Here is a 17469-nt window from a genome sequence, read left to right on the forward strand (position 1 = left end):
GGCCAATCGGTGCACATCCCTTCCCACCGACAGGTGTGACGCGCAACACTCGCAGGCGCATGAACGTTGCCGTCCAAGGCCCCGGCCTACGAAGTGAGGTCACGTCATGTCCGTGAACGACGAACTGACATCCATCCAGCGCTGCCTCGACGACCTGTTCCGTTCGATGGGCCGTTTGGAGCAGCAGATCGGCAAGGGCGGCCTGGAACTGCGCCGCCTGCGCAGTGACGCCAACCACCTGCGGGAAAGCCTCGCGCTCCTCCGTGAGGCCGCCCCAGGGCTCGCGGAACCCCGGCGCCCCGACCTCGTGTCCATCTCCGACACTCCGTACGACAACACGCTGTGGACGGACTCGGACGACGAAGGACTCGGCGCCCGTGACCGGCACGCCCCCTGAGAATCCGACCGGAGCTCTCCCTTGGCCACTGGCACCGAACCACCGGATACGGACCCCCATCCGCAGAGCGGCGGCGTACGGACCCGTACGCGCGCCGCCATCGACGCCCCGCATCTGCGGACCGACCGCTGGTGGCTGGCGCCCGCCGCCACGGCCGCCGGTCTGCTGGCGTTCATCGTGTACTCGACCTGGCGGGCGTTCGCGAACGCCGACTACTACGCGGCCCCGTACGTCTCGCCGTTCTACTCGCCCTGTCTGGCGGACAACTGCGCGCCCATGCGGCACGGCCCCAACGCCGATCTGTTCGGCGGCTGGTGGGGCATCTCGCCCGCGATCATCATCCTGATCTTCCCGCTGGGCTTCCGTCTGACCTGCTATTACTACCGCAAGGCCTACTACCGCGGCTTCTGGGCGTCCCCGCCCGCCTGCGCGGTGGCCGAGCCGCACAAGAAGTACACCGGCGAGACCCGCTTCCCGCTGGTCTTCCAGAACATGCACCGGTACTTCTTCTACGCGGCCCTCGTGGTCGCCGGGATCCTCACCTACGACACGGTCCTGGCCTTCCGCGACGAGCACTACAACTGGGGCCACATGGGCCTCGGCACCCTCGTCTTCCTGCTCAACATCACGCTGATCTGGGCGTACACGCTCTCCTGCCACTCCTGCCGGCACATCGTCGGCGGCAAGCTCAAGCACTTCTCCAAGCACCCCGTGCGGTACCGCGCCTGGCAGTGGGTCGGCAAACTGAACGCCCGTCACATGCTGCTCGCCTGGGCGTCGTTGGTGAGCGTGGCGCTCGCCGACTTCTACGTGTACCTGGTCGCCTCTGGCGCTTTCGACGATCCGACCATCTTCTAGAAGAAAAGGGAACAGCTTCTGATGTCCGTGGTCGACCGCCAGGAATGGGACGTTGTCGTAGTGGGCGCCGGCGGCGCCGGGCTGCGCGCCGCGATCGAGGCACGCGAGCGTGGCGCCCGTACGGCGGTGATCTGCAAGTCCCTCTTCGGCAAGGCGCACACGGTGATGGCCGAGGGCGGGATCGCCGCCGCCATGGCCAACGTGAACGCTCACGACAACTGGCAGGTCCACTTCCGCGACACCATGCGCGGCGGCAAGTTCCTCAACCAGTGGCGGATGGCGGAGCTGCACGCGCAGGAAGCGCCGGACCGGGTCTGGGAGTTGGAGACCTGGGGCGCCCTCTTCGACCGTACGAAGGACGGCCGGATCTCCCAGCGCAACTTCGGCGGCCACGAGTACCCGCGTCTCGCCCACGTCGGCGACCGCACCGGCCTCGAACTCATCCGCACGCTGCAGCAGAAGATCGTCTCCCTCCAGCAGCAGGACAAGAAGGAGACCGGCGACTACGAGTCCCGGCTGAAGATCTTCCAGGAGTGCACGGTCACCCGCGTCATGAAAAACGGCGACCGAGTCTCCGGTGTCTTCGCCTACGAGCGCGAGACCGGCCGTTTCTTCGTTCTCGAGGCCCCTTCCGTCGTCATCGCGACCGGCGGTATCGGCAAGTCCTTCAAGGTGACGTCGAACTCGTGGGAGTACACCGGCGACGGCCACGCGCTCGCGCTGCTCGCCGGGGCGCCGCTGCTCAACATGGAGTTCGTGCAGTTCCATCCGACGGGCATGGTCTGGCCGCCGTCCGTCAAGGGCATCCTCGTCACCGAGTCCGTGCGCGGCGACGGTGGCGTGCTGCGCAACTCCGACGGCAAGCGGTTCATGTTCGACTACATCCCGGACGTCTTCAAGGAGAAGTACGCCCAGTCGGAGGCCGAGGGCGACCGCTGGTACGAGGACCCCGACCACAACCGCCGGCCCCCCGAACTGCTCCCCCGGGACGAGGTGGCCCGCGCCATCAACTCCGAGGTCAAGGCGGGTCGCGGCTCCCCGCACGGCGGTGTCTTCCTGGACGTCTCGACGCGGATGCCGGCGGAGGTGATCCGGCGTCGACTGCCTTCCATGTACCACCAGTTCAAGGAGCTGGCGGACGTCGACATCACCGCCGAGGCGATGGAGGTCGGGCCCACCTGCCACTACGTGATGGGCGGTATCGCGGTCGAGTCCGACACCGCCGCCGCCCGCGGGGTGCCCGGGCTGTTCGCGGCCGGTGAGGTCGCGGGCGGGATGCACGGCTCCAACCGGCTCGGCGGCAACTCCCTCTCCGACCTGCTGGTGTTCGGCCGCCGTGCGGGCCTGCACGCGGCCGAGTACGCGAACTCGGTCGATGCCCGCCCACCGGTGGACGACGACCAGATCGACACGGCGGCGGCTGAGGCCCTGCGCCCCTTCTCGGCGGAGGAACCGGCTCCGGACGGGGAAAGCAGCCGCCCGCCGGAGAACCCGTACACGCTCCACCAGGAGCTCCAGCAGACCATGAACGACCTGGTCGGCATCATCCGCCGCGAGGGCGAGATGGAACAGGCGCTGGAGAAGCTGGCCGAGCTGCGGGTACGGGCCCAGCGCGCCGGCGTCGAGGGGCATCGCCAGTTCAACCCGGGCTGGCATCTCGCCCTCGACCTGCGGAACATGCTGCTGGTCAGCGAATGCGTGGCCCTGGCGGCGCTGGAGCGCACCGAGTCGCGCGGCGGCCACACCCGGGAGGACCATCCGGCGATGGACCGCGGGTGGCGCAACGTGAACCTGCTGTGCCAACTCTCCGATCCCGCAAGTGGGTTGGCGGGCACGGATCCGGTGAGCGGCCTGATCGCCCTCACCCGCGAGACCACCGAACCCGTCCGCCCCGACCTGCTCGCCCTCTTCGAGAAAGAGGAGCTGGTCAAGTACCTCACCGACGAGGAGCTCTACGAGTGAGCAGCAGCTACGAGGCCCGGTTCAAGGTGTGGCGCGGTGATGTGAAGGGCGGCGGGCTCAAGGACTTCGCGGTCGAGGTGAACGACGGCGAGGTGGTCCTCGACATCATCCACCGGCTCCAGGCGACCCAGGCCCCCGACCTCGCCGTCCGCTGGAACTGCAAGGCGGGCAAGTGCGGTTCGTGCTCGGCGGAGATCAACGGACGTCCCCGGCTGCTGTGCATGACCCGGATGTCGGTGTTCACCCGCGAGGAGACGATCACCGTGACTCCCCTGCGGGCCTTCCCCGTGGTCCGGGATCTCGTCACCGATGTCGGGTTCAACTACGCCAAGGCCCGCGAGGTGCCGTCCTTCGTGCCCCCGGACGGGGTGGCACCCGGTGAGTACCGGATGATGCAGGAGGACGTGGACCGGTCGCAGGAGTTCCGCAAGTGCATCGAGTGCTTCCTGTGCCAGGACACCTGCCATGTGGTCCGCGACCACGAGGAGAACAAGCCCGCGTTCGCCGGCCCGCGCTTCCTGATGCGCGTCGCGGAACTCGACATGCATCCCCTGGACGCGGCGGCGGAGTCCGGCCTCGACCGCAAGCGCACCGCCCAGGACGAGCACGGCCTCGGCTACTGCAACATCACCAAGTGCTGCAGCGAGGTGTGCCCGGAGGGCATCCACATCACTGACAACGCGCTGATTCCCCTGAAGGAAAGGGCCGTTGACCGCAAGTACGACCCGCTGGTGTGGCTGGGCTCGAAGATCAGGAGGCGTTCAGAGAGTTCATGAGCTGTTCGAGGCTGTGTTCGGCGATCTCGCGCATGAAGGCGGGGTCCGGGAACGCGCCGACGTCGAGCAGCCGCAGTGGGCCGGTGGCCAGGGAGAGGTGCATCGCGAGCCGGTAGAGGCGCAGACGGTTCGGGTCGAGGCCTGGGACGGCCAGCCTGTCGTACAGCGTCCCGAACCGCTGCCGCAGGAACACGTGCTCCCACTCCGCGTCGAAGTACAGCAGGCCTTCGATGTCGATGAGCGCCGGTTCGCCGTCCGGGGTCACCAGGACGTGGTCCGGGCCGAGTTCGCCGTGGATGAGGGACAGCGGGCCGGTCCGGGGGCGGACCTCGGCCGCCAGGTGTCGTAGCAGCGCGGCCAGTTCGCTGTGCAGGGCGGCGGCTCGCGGCTGCCGTACGACGAGGTCGTCGAGGTCGTGGAACGCGCGGTCCGTGATGACGTGCTCGCAGGAACTCCCGTGGGACGTCCCGCCCTTGTCGACGACGCCGACCTTGCCGAGGCGGGGTCCGGTAGCGCTGTGCAGCGTGCCGAGCAGGCCCCCGAGCCGGTCCAGGACCTCGGCCCCCGTCTTCGGGTCGCGCTCCAGGAGCACCTCCAGATCACCGCCGCCCGGGTGTCCCCGTACGTCCTCGACGACCGCCGCGTCCGCCGGGAGGTGGGTGTGCGCGGCGTCGGCGTACAGGAGGCGCGGGGTGCGGACGCCGATGGCCGTGAGGCGGTCGTGGGAGGCCGTGAACAGGTCGAGGCCGGTGGCGTGGGCGAGGGGGTCGCGGTGGTCGACGGGGCCGGCGTCCCAGAAGTCCTCGTCCGGCGACCAGACGTACGCGATGGCCGTCGTGCCGTCGTCGAGGGCGAGCCGGTAGACGCCCTTCTTGCTGCCGCCACGCACCCGGGTGACACCGGTCAGCGAACGGTTCCGGCCGAGGGCGGCGCGGGCGAGGGGCGTGAGGTCGGCGGCGGTGAGTTCCCTGCGGGGCGTGCCGGTCATGCGTCGAGGGGCTGGCGCGTGGACAGTTCCTGGAACCAGCCGCCCGCGATCATCAGCAGCAGGCCGGTGAACCAAACTGCCCCGTCGAGGGGAGGGGTGCCGTCGAACGTGTCCGACGACTCCCACGTCATCAGGAGCAGGCCCGTGCCGACGAGCATCGACGAGTAGCCCCACAGCTCGGGTCGCAAGATCTGCCGTCGCTGCCACGGCAGCACCCGTCCGGTGCTGACCGCCACCACACCGGACACGACCAGGACGCCTGCAATCAGCGCCGACGCTCCCGACATGTACCAGTACCAGTCCCCGTGCATCCCCCACCCCCTTCGAACGTGTATCCGGAAACCCTACCCATTCCCCCTCTCCGGCCACCCCTGCCTCACCCCGGTCGCGGGACCGCGATCACCCCCATACGCTCACAAATGTGACGCCCTCCCTTACCAGGGGCCGGCCTCGGCGAGCCGCCTCCCACATACCCGTGCGCGTGGCGCACACCGCCCTGGGCGGGCTGATCGGCGTGATGTGGCTGGTGCTGCCCGGGATGACGGCGGACCAAGAGGGTCACGAGAGCCACGAGGTTCCCGTGTCGGTGCTCGGCAGCGCACCGGCCGTGTCCGAGGCCCCGGCCGTCGCCGCTCAGGAGGAGGAGACCTCCACCGGCGATCTGGTCCTGCCCCTGGTGGCGGCGGGCGCGGCGACGGCTGTGGCCGCGTACAGCTACGCCCGCCGCAGACGCCGTGTCAGGACCCGTACGGCTCCCGCCGCCCTGTTTCCGGTCGCGCAGCCCACAGCCCCCGAACTCGACCGGCAGGCGCGCAAGTCACTGGTCGCGGCCGACGACTGCCTGCGCACCAGCCGGGAGGAACTCGGCTTTGTGGAGGGGCTGTTCGGAGCCGAGGCGGTGGCGCCGTTCACGGAGGCCGTGCGGTACGCGGAGACCGAGCTGTCGGCCGCCTTCCAACTGCGCCAGACGTACGACGACAACCCGACGGACGCCTACCGGGACGCCCTCGACGAGATCGTCGCCCGGTGTGTGGACGCGGGGCGGCGACTGGACGCGGAGGCCGCCGGCTTCGACCAACTGCGTGCCCTGGAACAGGACATGAGCGGCGCGCTCCGACACGCCGAGGTACGTTTTCGCGAGCTGACCGGCCGTACGGGTGCGGCGGAGGCCACCCTCGCCGACCTGCGCGAGCGGTACGCGCCCAGCGCCTCGCTCCTCGTCTCCGGCCAGGTCGAACAGGCGAAGGACCGGCTGGTGTTCGCCACGACCGGGCTCAACCGGGCCCGTCAGTCCGCCGACCTGGGCGACCCGGAAAGGGCTGTGCTGCAGCTGCGCGCCGCCGAGGGCGCGATCACCCAGGCCGAGATGTTCGTGGACGGCGTCGACCGCCTTGCGTCCGCACTGGCCGCCGCCGCACAGGCGGTGCCGGACGCGCTGGACGAGGCGGAGACGGCGGTCGTGGAGACACGGGAGCGGCTGGCCGAGGGCACGGCGGACAGGGAGCCCGTCGGTGCGCTGGAGGGGCATGTCAGCCGCACCGAGGCCGCGCTGACCGCCGTACGGGAAGAGGCCGCCGCCGGGCCGTACGACCCCCTGGAGGCCCTGCGCCGGGTCTCGGTCGTGTCCGCGCCCCTCGGAACGGTGCCCGGTGCCCTCCGGCTCGTCACACGGTGGGCCACCGACGCCGCGGACGTCTTCGTCGGCACGCACCGGGGCGCGGTGGGCGCCGAGGCCCGGACGCGGCTGGCCGAGGCGCGGCGGCTGCTGGACCGGGACCCGGCGGAGGCCGACGCCTTCGCCCGGCAGGCCCGCGAGCTGGCAGAGCGGGACGTTCGCGCGCACGGAAATCCGTACGGCGGCCGGCCCGAGCACACGAACGGGGTCGCCGGGGCGGTCCTCGGCGGAATCCTGCTCGGCGATCTGCCGGACGCGGAGGCCGAGGCGCTGACCGGCGGCACGCCGGGTTCGTTCGGCGGGCCCGCCACGCGTGCGCGGCGGGGTGTCGCACCGTAAGAATCCGCCAGGAATTCCGTAAGAGCGCGTCGGTGCCTCCGCAACAGACTGGTCAGAACAGGCTGCTCAGAACAGGCTCAGCAAGGCCTCCGCCGGGTCCGCGAGGACCGTTCCCGCGTCCGGCAGGGGAAGCTCGAACCACACCGTCTTGCCGCGCGGGGTCCGGCGGGAGCCCCAGGCCGCGCTGAGCAGGCCGACCAGCTGGAGGCCGCGTCCGCCCTCGTCGGTGTCGCGGGCACGGCGACGGCGCGGCTGGACGAGGCCGGCGTCCCACACCTCGCACACCAGCATGCGGTCGAGGAGGAGCCGGAGCCGGATCTCGCCCTCGCCGTAGCGCAGGGCGTTGGTGACCAGTTCGCTGACCAGCAACTCCGTGGTGTCGATGAGGGGTTCGAGGCCCCAGGCGGTGAGTTGGGTGCGGGTGTACTCGCGGGCGCGGCCCACACTGCGCGGTTCGCGCGGAAGGGTCCAGTCGCCGACGGAGTCGGCGGGCAGCCCCTGGACACGTGCCATCAGCAAGGCGATGTCGTCCTCGCCGTGGTGGGTGTCGAGGGTGCTGAGGACGTGGTCGCAGACGTCCTCCAGCTGCGGGGAGGGGTCGCGGAGGGCGCCGACGAACGCCTGCAGGCCCTCGTCGAGGGGGTGGTCGCGGGATTCGACCAGTCCATCCGTGTAGAGCGCCAACAGCGAACCTTCGGGTAGTTCGACCTCCACCTCCTCGAAGGGCTCCCCGCCGACACCGAGCGGCATGCCCGGCGGCACGTCGAGCATCAGCGCGTCCTCGCCCGGTTCGACGAGCACGGGCGGCAGATGGCCGGCGTTGGCGAAGGTGCACCTGCGGGTCACCGAGTCGTAGACCGCGTAGATGCAGGTCGCGAGGTACACCTCGGAGAGATCGGCGTCGCGGGGCTGGCGGGCGGCGCGGGTGGCCTGCTGGACCCCACCGGGCGTGCCGAGGCCGCGCGCGATCTCGTCCAACGCCGAGAGAACCTCCGCCGGTTCGAGGTCGAGGAGGGCCAGGGTGCGTACGGCGGTACGGAGTTCCCCCATGGCCACGGCAGCGCGCAGCCCTCGTCCCATCACGTCGCCGACCACCAACGCGGTGCGGTTGCCGGGGAGTTCGATGACGTCGAACCAGTCGCCGCCGACCTCGGTGGCCGCGTTGCCGGGCAGGTAACGGCAGGCGATGTCGAGGCCGGAGGCCTCCGGGTCGCCCGGGGGCAGCAGGGAGCGCTGGAGGATCAGCGCCCGCTCGTGTTCACGCCTGTACAGCCGGGCGTTGTCGATACAGACGGCGGCCCTTGCGGCCAACTCCCAGGCCAGCGACCGGTCCCGCTCCCCGAACGGCTCGCTGCCCTTCGTACGGGAGAACTGCGCGAGGCCGACCACGGTGTCGTGGGCGACCATCGGGACGGCCAGCGTGGACTGGATGGCGCCGTTGTCCTCGGCGGGGACGAGCTGGGGGCGGGCGGTGCGCAGGGCGTCCGCGCAGGGCGAGTTGAACGGGAAGTGGTGCACGGCGCCGACGGACACCGGCGCCCCGCCGCCGGCGAAGGGCGCGTCGGAGACGGCGCTGGCGAAGGCGACGCGGCGCAGTTCGGCGCTGCCGTCGGCGAGGCCCGGCGGGGTCTCGTCGCCGGCCAGCAGTCCCTGGTACAGGTCGACGGTCGCGAGGTCGCAGAAGCCGGGGACGACGACGTCGAGGAGTTCGCGTGCGGTCGTTTCCAGGTCCAGGGAGTTCCCGATGCGGGAGCCGGCCTCGTTCAGAAGGGCGAGATTGCGCCGTGCGGCGGCGGCCTCGCGGGCGGCGGCGCGGCGGGCGGTGATGTCGAGGCCGAGCCAGGCGATGCCGATGGGGCGGCCGGTGCCGCTGTGCACGCGGTACAGGTTGATCGACCAGTGCCGGCGCTCGTCGGAACCCGGCACGAAGCCCGTGATGTGCATGTCCGTTATCGAGTCACCGGTCTCCAGGACCCGGCGGAGCGTCGCCGAGACCCGCTCGGCCTCGGGGGAGCGCAGGTAGTCGTACACACCGCAGCCCCGGTGGTCGTCGACCGTGCCGCCGTAGATGGAGGCGAAGCGCTCGTTGGCGCGCCGGACCCGGAGATCGGTGTCGATCAGCAGGAAGCCGAACGGGGATTGTCCGAAAATCGCCTGCGAGGCGGCAAGGTCGGTCTCGATCTGCCGCAGCGTACGGACATCGACGACGATGCATACGGCGGCCCTCTCGCCCTCCTCCGTCCGCGTCGGCATCACATAGACCTCGGCGAGCCCCTCCCGCTGGCCGCCCTCGCCCAGCTCGGGCTCGCGGATACGGAACGGGACCACGCCGGTCCACTCCCGGCCGTCGAGGATCTCCGCCATCTTGCGCTGGCCGCGCTCGCGCAGATCGGGGTCGATGAACGCCTCGATGGGGTCCATGCCCACGGCCCGCGCGGCGGGGATGCCGAAGATCTTCTCGGCGCGCAGGCTCCACTGGTCGACGAGGCCGTCGGGGCCGATGGAGAACGACGCCACCTTGATGTAGTCGTAGATCGAGCCGGGTGGGCTGCTCTGCCACATGGGGTCACCTGTCACGTCACGCGTGTGGTCCTGCGCGGTGTCACGAGTCGTATCGCGCACCGGATCGCCCATGGTGTCACGCGTGGTTTCACGTGTCGCATCGCGTATCGCGTCACCGCCGCCAGGGCCCCGGACATCCGACGCACGGCGTGGCGTGCCGGCCGCGGCATCACCCGTGGCCCTCCCACTCGCGCCGCCCGACGGGTCCTTGGACTCCGTGGCCTTCGCTGGTATCTCGCTCACGCGAACCGTCCCCTCCAGCTCACCGCGTCCGGCACCGGTCACCGGGGGCGGCTGCCCGCAGTATCCAGCACTACGGCGCCCCACAACACGGTGTTCACGATCACAGGACGATCCCGATGCTTTTCGGACCGGCCCGCGACAACACTCCCAGTCTTCTAACCAGGGGACCACCGGTCGAATCCCTCTTGTCGACAACTGCCAGTGGCCTGAACCACTCGGTCGACAGAGCGAGGGCGGACGTACAACGTCTGTTCACCCCGGCACACGGTCCGCCACCGTCGGTACGCCCGGCGCTCCAGGGCCGTTCCCGACCCGCTCATCCGGGTACCGACAGCTCGAACCACACCGTTTTGCCCGCATCTGCGGGGCGGGTGCCCCAACGGCTGGACGAGTGGGCGACCAGTTGGAGCCCTCGGCCGCCCTCTTCGTCGAGGCCGGCAGCGCGCTCGAGGGGCAGGTCGGGCAGCGGGTCGGAGACCTCGACCAGGAGCGTGGCAACGATGCCGACGGGCCGCACGAGCCGGACACCGATGGGCCCCGTGGCATGCCTCAGCGAGTTGGTCACCAGCTCGCTGACCAGCAGCGCGGTGATGTCACCCAGGGCGTCGAGCCCCCAGCTGCGCAGCTGTCCGCGCACAACCGTCCGAGCCCCACGGACGGCGCCGGGCTCCGCCGGGAAGCTCCACTCGACGCAGTCGCCTTCGGTGTCGATCACGCCGATCACTTCCCAGGCCAGCAACCCACCCATATCCGGTTTCGTGGGGTTATTGGGCACATACCCGATATGTGACGCTCATTACCGCTCCCGAGGGCGCACTGTGGCACGAACGGCGTACGAGGCGCACACATCGGGCGCCCCACACGCCTCACAAGCCCGCACATCGACCCGGGAGCGTCATCCCAGCCGGGCGGCCGCTTCCCGTACCGCCGGCACGTCCTGATCCAGCCAGTCGACGTCCCAGATCTCGGCAGCGGTCAGCCAGCGCAGTTCATCGTGGTCCTGGAGAGCCTTCGGCTCGGCGGAGCCGGCCGGGAGCCGCACGGTCCAGACCCACAGGACGTACGGCGCCTTGAGGGGCCACTCCCCCGGGATGCGCTCGACGGGTTCCGCGTCGACGCCCAGTTCCTCGCGGAGCTCGCGCACGAGGGCGTCCTCGGGCTCCTCACCCGGCTCGACCTTGCCTCCGGGGAGCTCCCAGCGGCCGGCCAGCTCGGGGGGTGCGCTGCGGCGGGCGGCGAGGAGGCGTCCGTCGCGCAGCAGGGCGGCGCCCACGACCACGATCCGTTTCTCGGCCGCGCGCCTCGGTCCTGCCGCGGGGTCTGTCCGCTCCGTCCGTTCCGTCATGGGCCGGAGCCTACGGGAGCCGGATCACCGGGTTCCGTTCTGCCCGATCCGCTCGACCCAGTAGAGCTGCTTGTGGCCGCGGTCATCGAGACTGTCGGCGATCTTCTGAGCCTCCGCACGCGTCGCATACCGGCCCACGCGGTAGCGATTGCCGTTGTCGTCCTGCCGTATGACGAGCCAGGGAAGAGTGATCGTCCCGTCGCTCATGGAGCCCCTCCACTTTCCGCCCCCGGCTTGCGCCGCGCCCCGCCCGCTAAGGAAACCGCAATCCGCATATGCCCGACCCTACGCCTAACCTTTACGCAGCGAACACGGCTTTTCACAAAGAGGTACGCCAACCGGCCAGGGGCGCGGGGGCGCACTACATCGAACGCGCCGTCGAAAGAGCACGGTGTGTCCGGTCAGCGGCACGCCGGGCCCCTTGGGACGACCTGCGAGAACGGCCAGAATCCAACGGCCCGGCGGGCGGCGGCGATTGGCGGGGCGCAGGTGAAGAGGGGAGCGTTCGGGGGGCCAACCGCCCCGGCGTGTGGGGTACTTCACTGGATCCGCTGGATCCCGCTGGATCCGACTCGATCCGGCCGGATCCGGCTGCAACTGGTCGGCTCAGACCGGTTCAGGGGCCGGCTGTTCGAAGCGGACCTGGGGTGACCTCAGGCCCAGCGGTTGCTGGTGCGCCACCTGTTCGCGCACCCGCCTCCGGCGAGCTACTTCACCGGCAGGTGGTACGCCACCTGGTAGCGGTCGGCAGGGATCACCACGTCGGCCGTCTCGACCGGGCGCCCCGAGGCGTAGTACGTGCGCTGCACGACGAGCACCACATGCCCGGGGACACCTCCCAGGGCCTGCAGTTCCTCGGCCAGGCCGGGGCGGGCGCCGACCTCCTCCGTGACGTTGTCCACGATCACGTCGATGGCCGCCATGCGCTCGACAACACCCATCCCGCCGAGCGGGCCCTCCTCGGGCAGCATCACCGGCGTACGGCCGGTGACGGCCAGGGGCTCCCAGGAGGTGGACAGCATCATCACCTCGCCGGCGTCCCGGAAGACGTACTTCGTGCACATCACGCGGTCGCCCGGCAGCAGGGAGAGCCGCTCGGCGACGGCGCCGCTCGCCGCGGCCTGCGCGCTGCTGGACTCCCAGGTGCCGCGCGCCTCCGTGTCGGACTGCTCCTGGCGGAACGGGGTCGCGCCGCCGTCCGGACGGAAGCCGGAGCGGGCGATCCGGCGCGGCACGGGCCGCTCACGCACATACGTGCCCGACCCGGAGCGGCCCTCGACGAGACCCTCGGCCATGAGCACCTTGCGCGCCTCCAGGGCGACCGTGTCCGAAACGCCGTACTCCTGCCTGATCCTGGCCTGGGAGGGGAGGCGGGTGTGGGGCGGCAGCGAACCGTCGACGATCTTGTTTCGTAGATCACCCGCGACACGCAGGTAGGCCGGCTGCTCACCGAATGTCACGGGCCGCTCCCATCAGGTTGTACAGACAGCTACAGCGTGGCAACCATGGGTTGTGACATGCAAGCAAAGGCCAGAGAATCACTCGATGTGATGACTTGCGTCTCCGGATGGCATGACGCGGGCGGGACGCAGGCGTTTACGCAGGCACGACGAAGCAAGTTCGACGACGCAGGCACGTTCTCCCCGTTCCGGCCGTCATCACACCCCACACCTCACACCTCGATCCCGGTGTCCCCCTCCCCACCGCCCCCGCTACCTCCGCCGTTGCCGCCGCTGTCACCCTCCTGCTCGTACGAGGGAGGGGTCGTCGCGAGCCCCAGAGCCTTGCGCGCGGTGACCGTCCGGCCGACGTCGAGCAGCTTGTCGCCGGTGTCGTAGTGGTCGTAGAAGGTGTCCGCGTCGGTGGCCTCGGCCGCCTTCGCCCACTCCCCGCGTGCGTTGCGCAGGTCCTTCACGAGTGCGGCGACGCTGGGCGCGGGGGCCGCGGCGAACCGGTGTTCGGTGAGCAGGCGGGCCTGTTCGTCGAGCGCGGCCGTCACCCGCTGTGCCCACTTCTTGTGCCCCGGCAGGTCGTCCTCGACGTACTCCTCGTCGGGCGCCGTGTCCATCGCCGCGTTGAGCACGTGGGCCGCTTTCAGGTACGCCAGTTGGTCGGCGTCGAGCGTCGTCTCGTCCTTGCGCAGCGAACCGGTGAGGCTGCCGTTCGTGTCGATGTTGCCGAACACGCAGGTGACCTCGTGGTCGCCGAGGCGCCAGCTCTGGCGGGTCGGGGTGAGGTAGTAGACGTCGACGTCGTCGGGCACGGCCCAGGCGTCCATCGCGTAACGGTCCTCAAGGGCGTAGCACTTGTCGTCGGCGATGTCGGTGACGCGGTCGTCGCCGGGGTAGGAACCGGCCGGCATCTGGAAGCTGGCGAAGACCTCGCCGTCGTGCGCACCGGAGCAGGGCACGGTGTCGACGTCGTAGGCGAGGCCTTCCAGGGAGCCCTCCGGGGCGTCGAAACAGTCGCCCTTGGCGAGGGAGAAGGTGCTGTTGTTCTCCTTCGCGGCGTCCTTGAAACCGTCCCAGGCCTCGGACAGGCCCCCGGTGCCCAACAGCAGGGCCCACAGCGCGAGCCCGACGGTCGACAGCACGGACCCGGTGACGGCCATGCCCTTGCCGCGCTCCCCCTTCTTCCGGATCTGCACGAGCGCGACGATTCCGAGGACGAGGCCGAGGGCGGGCAGGAAGCAGAGGATGCCGAGCACGAGGGAGGCGATGGCGACGCCGTTGACGGGGGTCGGGCGGTTGTACGGGGAGTAGCCCTGGGACCAGGGGGCGTAGGGGCCCTGGGGGTAGTTCTGGGCGTAGCCCTGGGGGTGGCCCTGGGAGTGATTCTGCGGGTAGCCCTGGGGGTGGTTCTGGGGGTGGCCCGGATACGAGGGGTACGGCGGCTGGTCGGGTCCGGGGGGCGGGGGTATGGCCACGAGTGCCGGGCTCCTCGTCGGGTGATGTGAACTGGCGTGCGACTTGGCGCATGGTAAGGGAGTTTCGCCCCCGCCGCCCCTACCCGTCCCATCCCTGAGGGCTGCCGCCCCCAGACCGCCGCTACGGCACTGAACGGGCCTTGTCCTCAAACGCCGGTCGGGCTGAAATGTCCGGGAAAGCCGTACGCAACTACTCTGCGTACATGACCCCACTGCCGGACTGTTACTGCCCCGCGGACGGCACCCGCGTCCCCGCAGGCACCCTCACGTGGTGCTGCCCCCTCTGCCGCGGCCCCCTGGATCTCGACTTCGCACCGACCCCGGCGGCCCTCAAATCCCTCACCGGCAGGGTCAACTCCCTCTGGCGCTACGCGGAAACGCTCCCTCTCCCCACCCCCACGACCACCCTCGGCGAGGGCCGTACCCCCCTGGTCGAACTGCGCGACGGCATCTCGGCCAAGCTCGACTTCCTGATGCCGACCCTCTCCTTCAAGGACCGGGGCGCCGTGCTCCTGGCCGAGCTCGCTCTCCGGCTGAACCCGGGGCAGGTGATCGCCGACAGCAGCGGCAACGCGGGGACGGCGATCGCCGCGTACTGTGCCCGTGCCCGGCTGCCCTGCACGGTGTACGTGCCCGAGGGCACCTCCGCGAAGAAGCTGGAGCAGATCCAGGCGCACGGGGCCCACGTGATCCTGGTCGACGGGAACCGGGCGGCCGCCGCTGCGGCGGCCCGCGAGGCGGCGGACGCCCCGGGCACCTTCTACGCGTCCCACGTCTACAACCCGTACTTCCTGCACGGCACGAAGACATACGTCCACGAGCTGTGGGAGGACATGGGCGGCCGCCTCCCGGACGTCATCGTCGTGCCGGTCGGCAACGGCACCCTGCTGCTGGGCGCGGCCCTCGCCGTCGCCGAGCTGCACTCGGCGGGCCTCATCGACCGGCGCCCCGCGCTGTACGCCGTGCAGGCCGCGGCGGTCGCCCCGCTCGCGCACGCCTGGGCGGAGGGCGCCAGCGACCTCACCGGCACCGCCCCGCCCCCGATGTCGCCCACCCTCGCGGAGGGCATCGCGATCCCCCACCCGCCCCGGGCCCGCCAGATCCTGCGCGCGGTGCGCGACTCGGGCGGCACCTTCCTGACGGTGACGGAGGATCAGATCAGGCACGCGCAAAGGGACTTGGCGTCCCAGGGGCTGTACGTGGAGTCCACCGGCGTGGCCTGCTGGGCCGCGGTACGGGAGGGGGCGCTGGGGGCGCGAACGGCGGTGGTGCCGTTGTGCGGGGCGGGGCTCAAGACGGGCTTGGCGCCGGCGTCACCGGCCTGACGTTCCGCACGTTCCGCGCGACCGAAACGTCACGCGTCGTCGTAACCCGTCGCCCGCGCGCGCTTCTCCCAGCCGGAGACATCACCCCGTACCTGGTCGAGATGGCCGAGTACGGCGGTGACCGCGTCGTCGCCGAGGGGCAGGCGCAGCGGGGTGTGCCCGGCGTCGGCGTCCAGGGCGGCGAGGATCAGGGCCGCAGCCTTCGCCGGGTCGCCGGCCTGGGTGCCGTCGTTCTCCGCGACCATCCGGCGCGTCGCGCCGACCGTGCTGGTGTAGACACCGAGGTCCCGGCTGGCGCCCGCACGGCCGCCGTCGAACAACTCGGTCCTGAAGGCCCCCGGTTCGACGATCAGCACCTTGATCCCGAACTGCCTGACCTCCGCCGCGAGCGCCTCGGACATCCCCTCCAGCGCGAACTTGGTCGCGCTGTACGCCCCGAAGCCCGGGGCGGAGAGCTGCCCGCCCACGCTGCTCATCTGCACGATCGCGCCCGAGCCCCGCTGCCGCATGTGCGGCAGCACGGCGCGTACGAGTGCGGCGGGCCCGAACACATGCAGGTCGAACAGGTCACGGAGCTCGGCGTCCGTGGTCTCCTCGACGGCACCGACATGTGTACGCCCCGCGTTGTTGACGAGCACATCGATCCGCCCGTGCCAGGCGAGGACATCCTGTACGGCGGTCTCGACCGCGGCCAGGTCGGTGACGTCCAGGCGCAGCGCCTGGACCTGTTTGGGGTGGGCGGCCACGAAGCCGTCCAGCGCGCCCGTACGCCGTGCGGCGCCGACGACCACGTCACCCGCGGCGACCGCCGCCTCGGCGACGGCCCGCCCGAAACCGCTGCTCGCACCGGTGATGAACCAGACCCTGCTCATGAGGTCAGCCCTCCCGTAGACCACTGTCCGCTGACTGCGCCAACCCGCTCAGACGCTCGGGCAGCAGCCTAGACGGACAGCGGCTTCCGCAGGTGGCGCACGCCTCCACAGGGCCGAAACGGGACCCCCGCGGCACGAGCTCGACTCGTAGCGGACTCGACTCGTCACCGGCTCGAAAGGATCTGCGGGGACAGAGTCTTGATCATGGTGTTGGTCCAGCGCAGCTGACGCAGCGTCTGTGGATGGCACGCCGAGGCCGACTGGGGCCGAGGCGGTGGTGGTCGGGGCGGGGGCGCTGTGGCCGTCCCCGCGTTGCGCGGGTCGTGCGTGGGCGACACGCACGCTGCTGCCCCGCGGTCCCCGGATTCAAACCGGCCCCTCGCGGAACCAGGTGCTGTCACCACGCACACGTGTACGCACACGTCTACGGGGTCTCTCGTGAACCCGGGCCACCAGGGCCCGTCCGTGTGGATCACGCCGACGTGGGCACTCCGAGGAGTGGCTCGCCCCCCTCAAACGGGGGTGACACCGCCGACGTGCCGTCGATCGCGGCCATCGATCCCAAGGGAAGTGGTCCCATGTACGACCGCTCGGACCGAACGGACCGAACAGACACAGACCTGCTCGGCATCTACCTCAACGACCATCTCGCCGGAGCCACCCTCGGTACCGACCGGGCCCGGTCGCTCGCCGAGTCCGAGGCCGAGCGGGACCCGGCGCTCGCCGACGCCGTGGGGCCGATCGCCGACGAGATCGCCGAGGACCGTGCCGACCTGTTGCGGATCATGCGGTCGCTCGATGTCCCCGTGCGCCGCTACAAGATCGTCGCGGGCCGGCTGGCAGAGCGGGTGGGCCGGCTCAAGGCCAACGGCCGGGTCGTCCGGCGTTCTCCGCTCGCTCCCATGCTTGAGCTGGAGCTGTTGCGTCTGGGCGTCGAGGGAAAGGCCGCCGTCTGGCGGACGCTGCGCCGGCTGGCCGACGCCGACGCCCGCCTCGACCCCGTGCACCTCGACGGCCTCCTCGAACGCGCCGAACGGCATCTGGAGACTCTGGAACAGCTGCGCCTGCGACAGGTCACCGAGACCTTCCAGCCCTGGAACGGGGCACCGACCGCATCCCAGGGGTCACGCGCCTGAACGACCGCTACTTCGCACGGGTGACGGCCCATGACAAACGTCGGTGTACCCCTCCACGGGCGCCA

Annotated in this window: 16 protein-coding genes; 7 read left to right on the forward strand and 9 right to left on the reverse strand. The window is 70.7% G+C overall.

The window, feature by feature from the left end:
• The first annotated feature begins 106 nt into the window (after positions 1 to 106).
• Genes OG734_RS15000 through OG734_RS15015 form a run of 4 tightly spaced genes read left to right on the forward strand, consistent with a single transcriptional unit; the run spans position 107 to position 3993 of the window.
• Positions 107 to 397, forward strand: coding sequence for a hypothetical protein (locus OG734_RS15000; protein ID WP_330287994.1), 291 nt, complete (start codon positions 107 to 109; stop codon positions 395 to 397).
• 21 nt (positions 398 to 418) lie between these two features.
• Positions 419 to 1255, forward strand: coding sequence for a hypothetical protein (locus OG734_RS15005; RefSeq protein ID WP_330287995.1), 837 nt, complete (start codon positions 419 to 421; stop codon positions 1253 to 1255).
• Positions 1256 to 1276: 21 nt separating this feature from the next.
• Complete coding sequence (locus OG734_RS15010) at positions 1277 to 3217, forward strand: fumarate reductase/succinate dehydrogenase flavoprotein subunit (protein ID WP_330287996.1); 1941 nt, start codon at positions 1277 to 1279, stop codon at positions 3215 to 3217.
• Positions 3214 to 3993, forward strand: a complete 780-nt coding sequence (locus OG734_RS15015) for a succinate dehydrogenase/fumarate reductase iron-sulfur subunit (protein WP_330287997.1) — start codon at positions 3214 to 3216, stop codon at positions 3991 to 3993. The genes OG734_RS15010 and OG734_RS15015 overlap by 4 nt, the downstream gene beginning before the upstream one ends.
• Here the strand turns inward: OG734_RS15015 and OG734_RS15020 are convergent.
• Positions 3968 to 4981 (reverse strand): phosphotransferase family protein, encoded by a 1014-nt coding sequence (locus OG734_RS15020; protein WP_330287998.1) that lies wholly within the window; start codon positions 4979 to 4981, stop codon positions 3968 to 3970. The genes OG734_RS15015 and OG734_RS15020 overlap by 26 nt on opposite strands.
• On the reverse strand, positions 4978 to 5292 hold the full coding sequence (locus tag OG734_RS15025) for a hypothetical protein (RefSeq protein WP_330287999.1): 315 nt from the start codon (positions 5290 to 5292) through the stop codon (positions 4978 to 4980). Before OG734_RS15025 ends, OG734_RS15020 begins: the two co-directional genes overlap by 4 nt.
• A 170-nt stretch (positions 5293 to 5462) precedes the next feature.
• Here OG734_RS15025 and OG734_RS15030 point away from each other — a divergent pair, with 170 nt between their 5' ends.
• A complete protein-coding gene (locus OG734_RS15030) occupies positions 5463 to 6995 on the forward strand; it encodes a hypothetical protein (protein ID WP_330288000.1) in 1533 nt (510 codons plus the stop codon).
• A 66-nt stretch (positions 6996 to 7061) separates the two neighbouring features.
• Here OG734_RS15030 and OG734_RS15035 read toward each other — a convergent pair whose 3' ends face one another.
• The 6 genes from OG734_RS15035 to OG734_RS15060 all read right to left on the reverse strand — a co-directional run bounded on the left by OG734_RS15035 (position 7062) and on the right by OG734_RS15060 (position 14071).
• Positions 7062 to 9800, reverse strand: coding sequence for a SpoIIE family protein phosphatase (locus tag OG734_RS15035; protein WP_330288001.1), 2739 nt, complete (start codon positions 9798 to 9800; stop codon positions 7062 to 7064).
• A gap of 316 nt (positions 9801 to 10116) precedes the next feature.
• On the reverse strand, positions 10117 to 10548 hold the full coding sequence (locus tag OG734_RS15040; RefSeq protein ID WP_330288002.1) for an ATP-binding protein: 432 nt from the start codon (positions 10546 to 10548) through the stop codon (positions 10117 to 10119).
• A 147-nt stretch (positions 10549 to 10695) separates the two neighbouring features.
• Positions 10696 to 11145, reverse strand: a complete 450-nt coding sequence (locus OG734_RS15045) for a (deoxy)nucleoside triphosphate pyrophosphohydrolase (protein ID WP_330288003.1) — start codon at positions 11143 to 11145, stop codon at positions 10696 to 10698.
• Between the two features lie 24 nt (positions 11146 to 11169).
• On the reverse strand, positions 11170 to 11352 hold the full coding sequence (locus OG734_RS15050) for an SPOR domain-containing protein (RefSeq protein WP_105968232.1): 183 nt from the start codon (positions 11350 to 11352) through the stop codon (positions 11170 to 11172).
• 500 nt (positions 11353 to 11852) lie between these two features.
• Positions 11853 to 12605 (reverse strand): GntR family transcriptional regulator, encoded by a 753-nt coding sequence (locus OG734_RS15055; RefSeq protein ID WP_330288004.1) that lies wholly within the window; start codon positions 12603 to 12605, stop codon positions 11853 to 11855.
• A 212-nt stretch (positions 12606 to 12817) separates the two neighbouring features.
• On the reverse strand, positions 12818 to 14071 hold the full coding sequence (locus OG734_RS15060; protein WP_330288005.1) for a DUF4190 domain-containing protein: 1254 nt from the start codon (positions 14069 to 14071) through the stop codon (positions 12818 to 12820).
• Between the two features lie 203 nt (positions 14072 to 14274).
• Between OG734_RS15060 and OG734_RS15065 the strand changes: the two genes are divergently transcribed.
• A complete protein-coding gene (locus OG734_RS15065; RefSeq protein WP_330288006.1) occupies positions 14275 to 15396 on the forward strand; it encodes a pyridoxal-phosphate dependent enzyme in 1122 nt (373 codons plus the stop codon).
• A gap of 29 nt (positions 15397 to 15425) precedes the next feature.
• Here OG734_RS15065 and OG734_RS15070 read toward each other — a convergent pair whose 3' ends face one another.
• Positions 15426 to 16268, reverse strand: coding sequence for an oxidoreductase (locus OG734_RS15070; RefSeq protein WP_330288007.1), 843 nt, complete (start codon positions 16266 to 16268; stop codon positions 15426 to 15428).
• A gap of 578 nt (positions 16269 to 16846) precedes the next feature.
• On the opposite strand from OG734_RS15070, the gene OG734_RS15075 reads away from it, so the two are divergent.
• On the forward strand, positions 16847 to 17404 hold the full coding sequence (locus OG734_RS15075) for a hypothetical protein (protein ID WP_330288008.1): 558 nt from the start codon (positions 16847 to 16849) through the stop codon (positions 17402 to 17404).
• The last annotated feature ends 65 nt before the right edge of the window (positions 17405 to 17469 follow it).

The organism is Streptomyces sp. NBC_00576 (assembly GCF_036345175.1).
Taxonomy (GTDB): domain Bacteria; phylum Actinomycetota; class Actinomycetes; order Streptomycetales; family Streptomycetaceae; genus Streptomyces.

What these genes read in the sequence shown, in the direction of transcription:
- OG734_RS15050 (WP_105968232.1), bottom strand. Translation starts at nt 11,352, where the DNA reads ATGAGCGACGGGACGATCACTCTTCCCTGGCTCGTCATACGGCAGGAC.
- OG734_RS15075 (WP_330288008.1), top strand. Translation starts at nt 16,847, where the DNA reads ATGTACGACCGCTCGGACCGAACGGACCGAACAGACACAGACCTGCTC.
- OG734_RS15040 (WP_330288002.1), bottom strand. Translation starts at nt 10,548, where the DNA reads ATGGGTGGGTTGCTGGCCTGGGAAGTGATCGGCGTGATCGACACCGAA.
- OG734_RS15020 (WP_330287998.1), bottom strand. Translation starts at nt 4,981, where the DNA reads ATGACCGGCACGCCCCGCAGGGAACTCACCGCCGCCGACCTCACGCCC.
- OG734_RS15025 (WP_330287999.1), bottom strand. Translation starts at nt 5,292, where the DNA reads ATGCACGGGGACTGGTACTGGTACATGTCGGGAGCGTCGGCGCTGATT.
- OG734_RS15000 (WP_330287994.1), top strand. Translation starts at nt 107, where the DNA reads ATGTCCGTGAACGACGAACTGACATCCATCCAGCGCTGCCTCGACGAC.
- OG734_RS15010 (WP_330287996.1), top strand. Translation starts at nt 1,277, where the DNA reads ATGTCCGTGGTCGACCGCCAGGAATGGGACGTTGTCGTAGTGGGCGCC.
- OG734_RS15065 (WP_330288006.1), top strand. Translation starts at nt 14,275, where the DNA reads ATGACCCCACTGCCGGACTGTTACTGCCCCGCGGACGGCACCCGCGTC.
- OG734_RS15045 (WP_330288003.1), bottom strand. Translation starts at nt 11,145, where the DNA reads ATGACGGAACGGACGGAGCGGACAGACCCCGCGGCAGGACCGAGGCGC.
- OG734_RS15070 (WP_330288007.1), bottom strand. Translation starts at nt 16,268, where the DNA reads ATGAGCAGGGTCTGGTTCATCACCGGTGCGAGCAGCGGTTTCGGGCGG.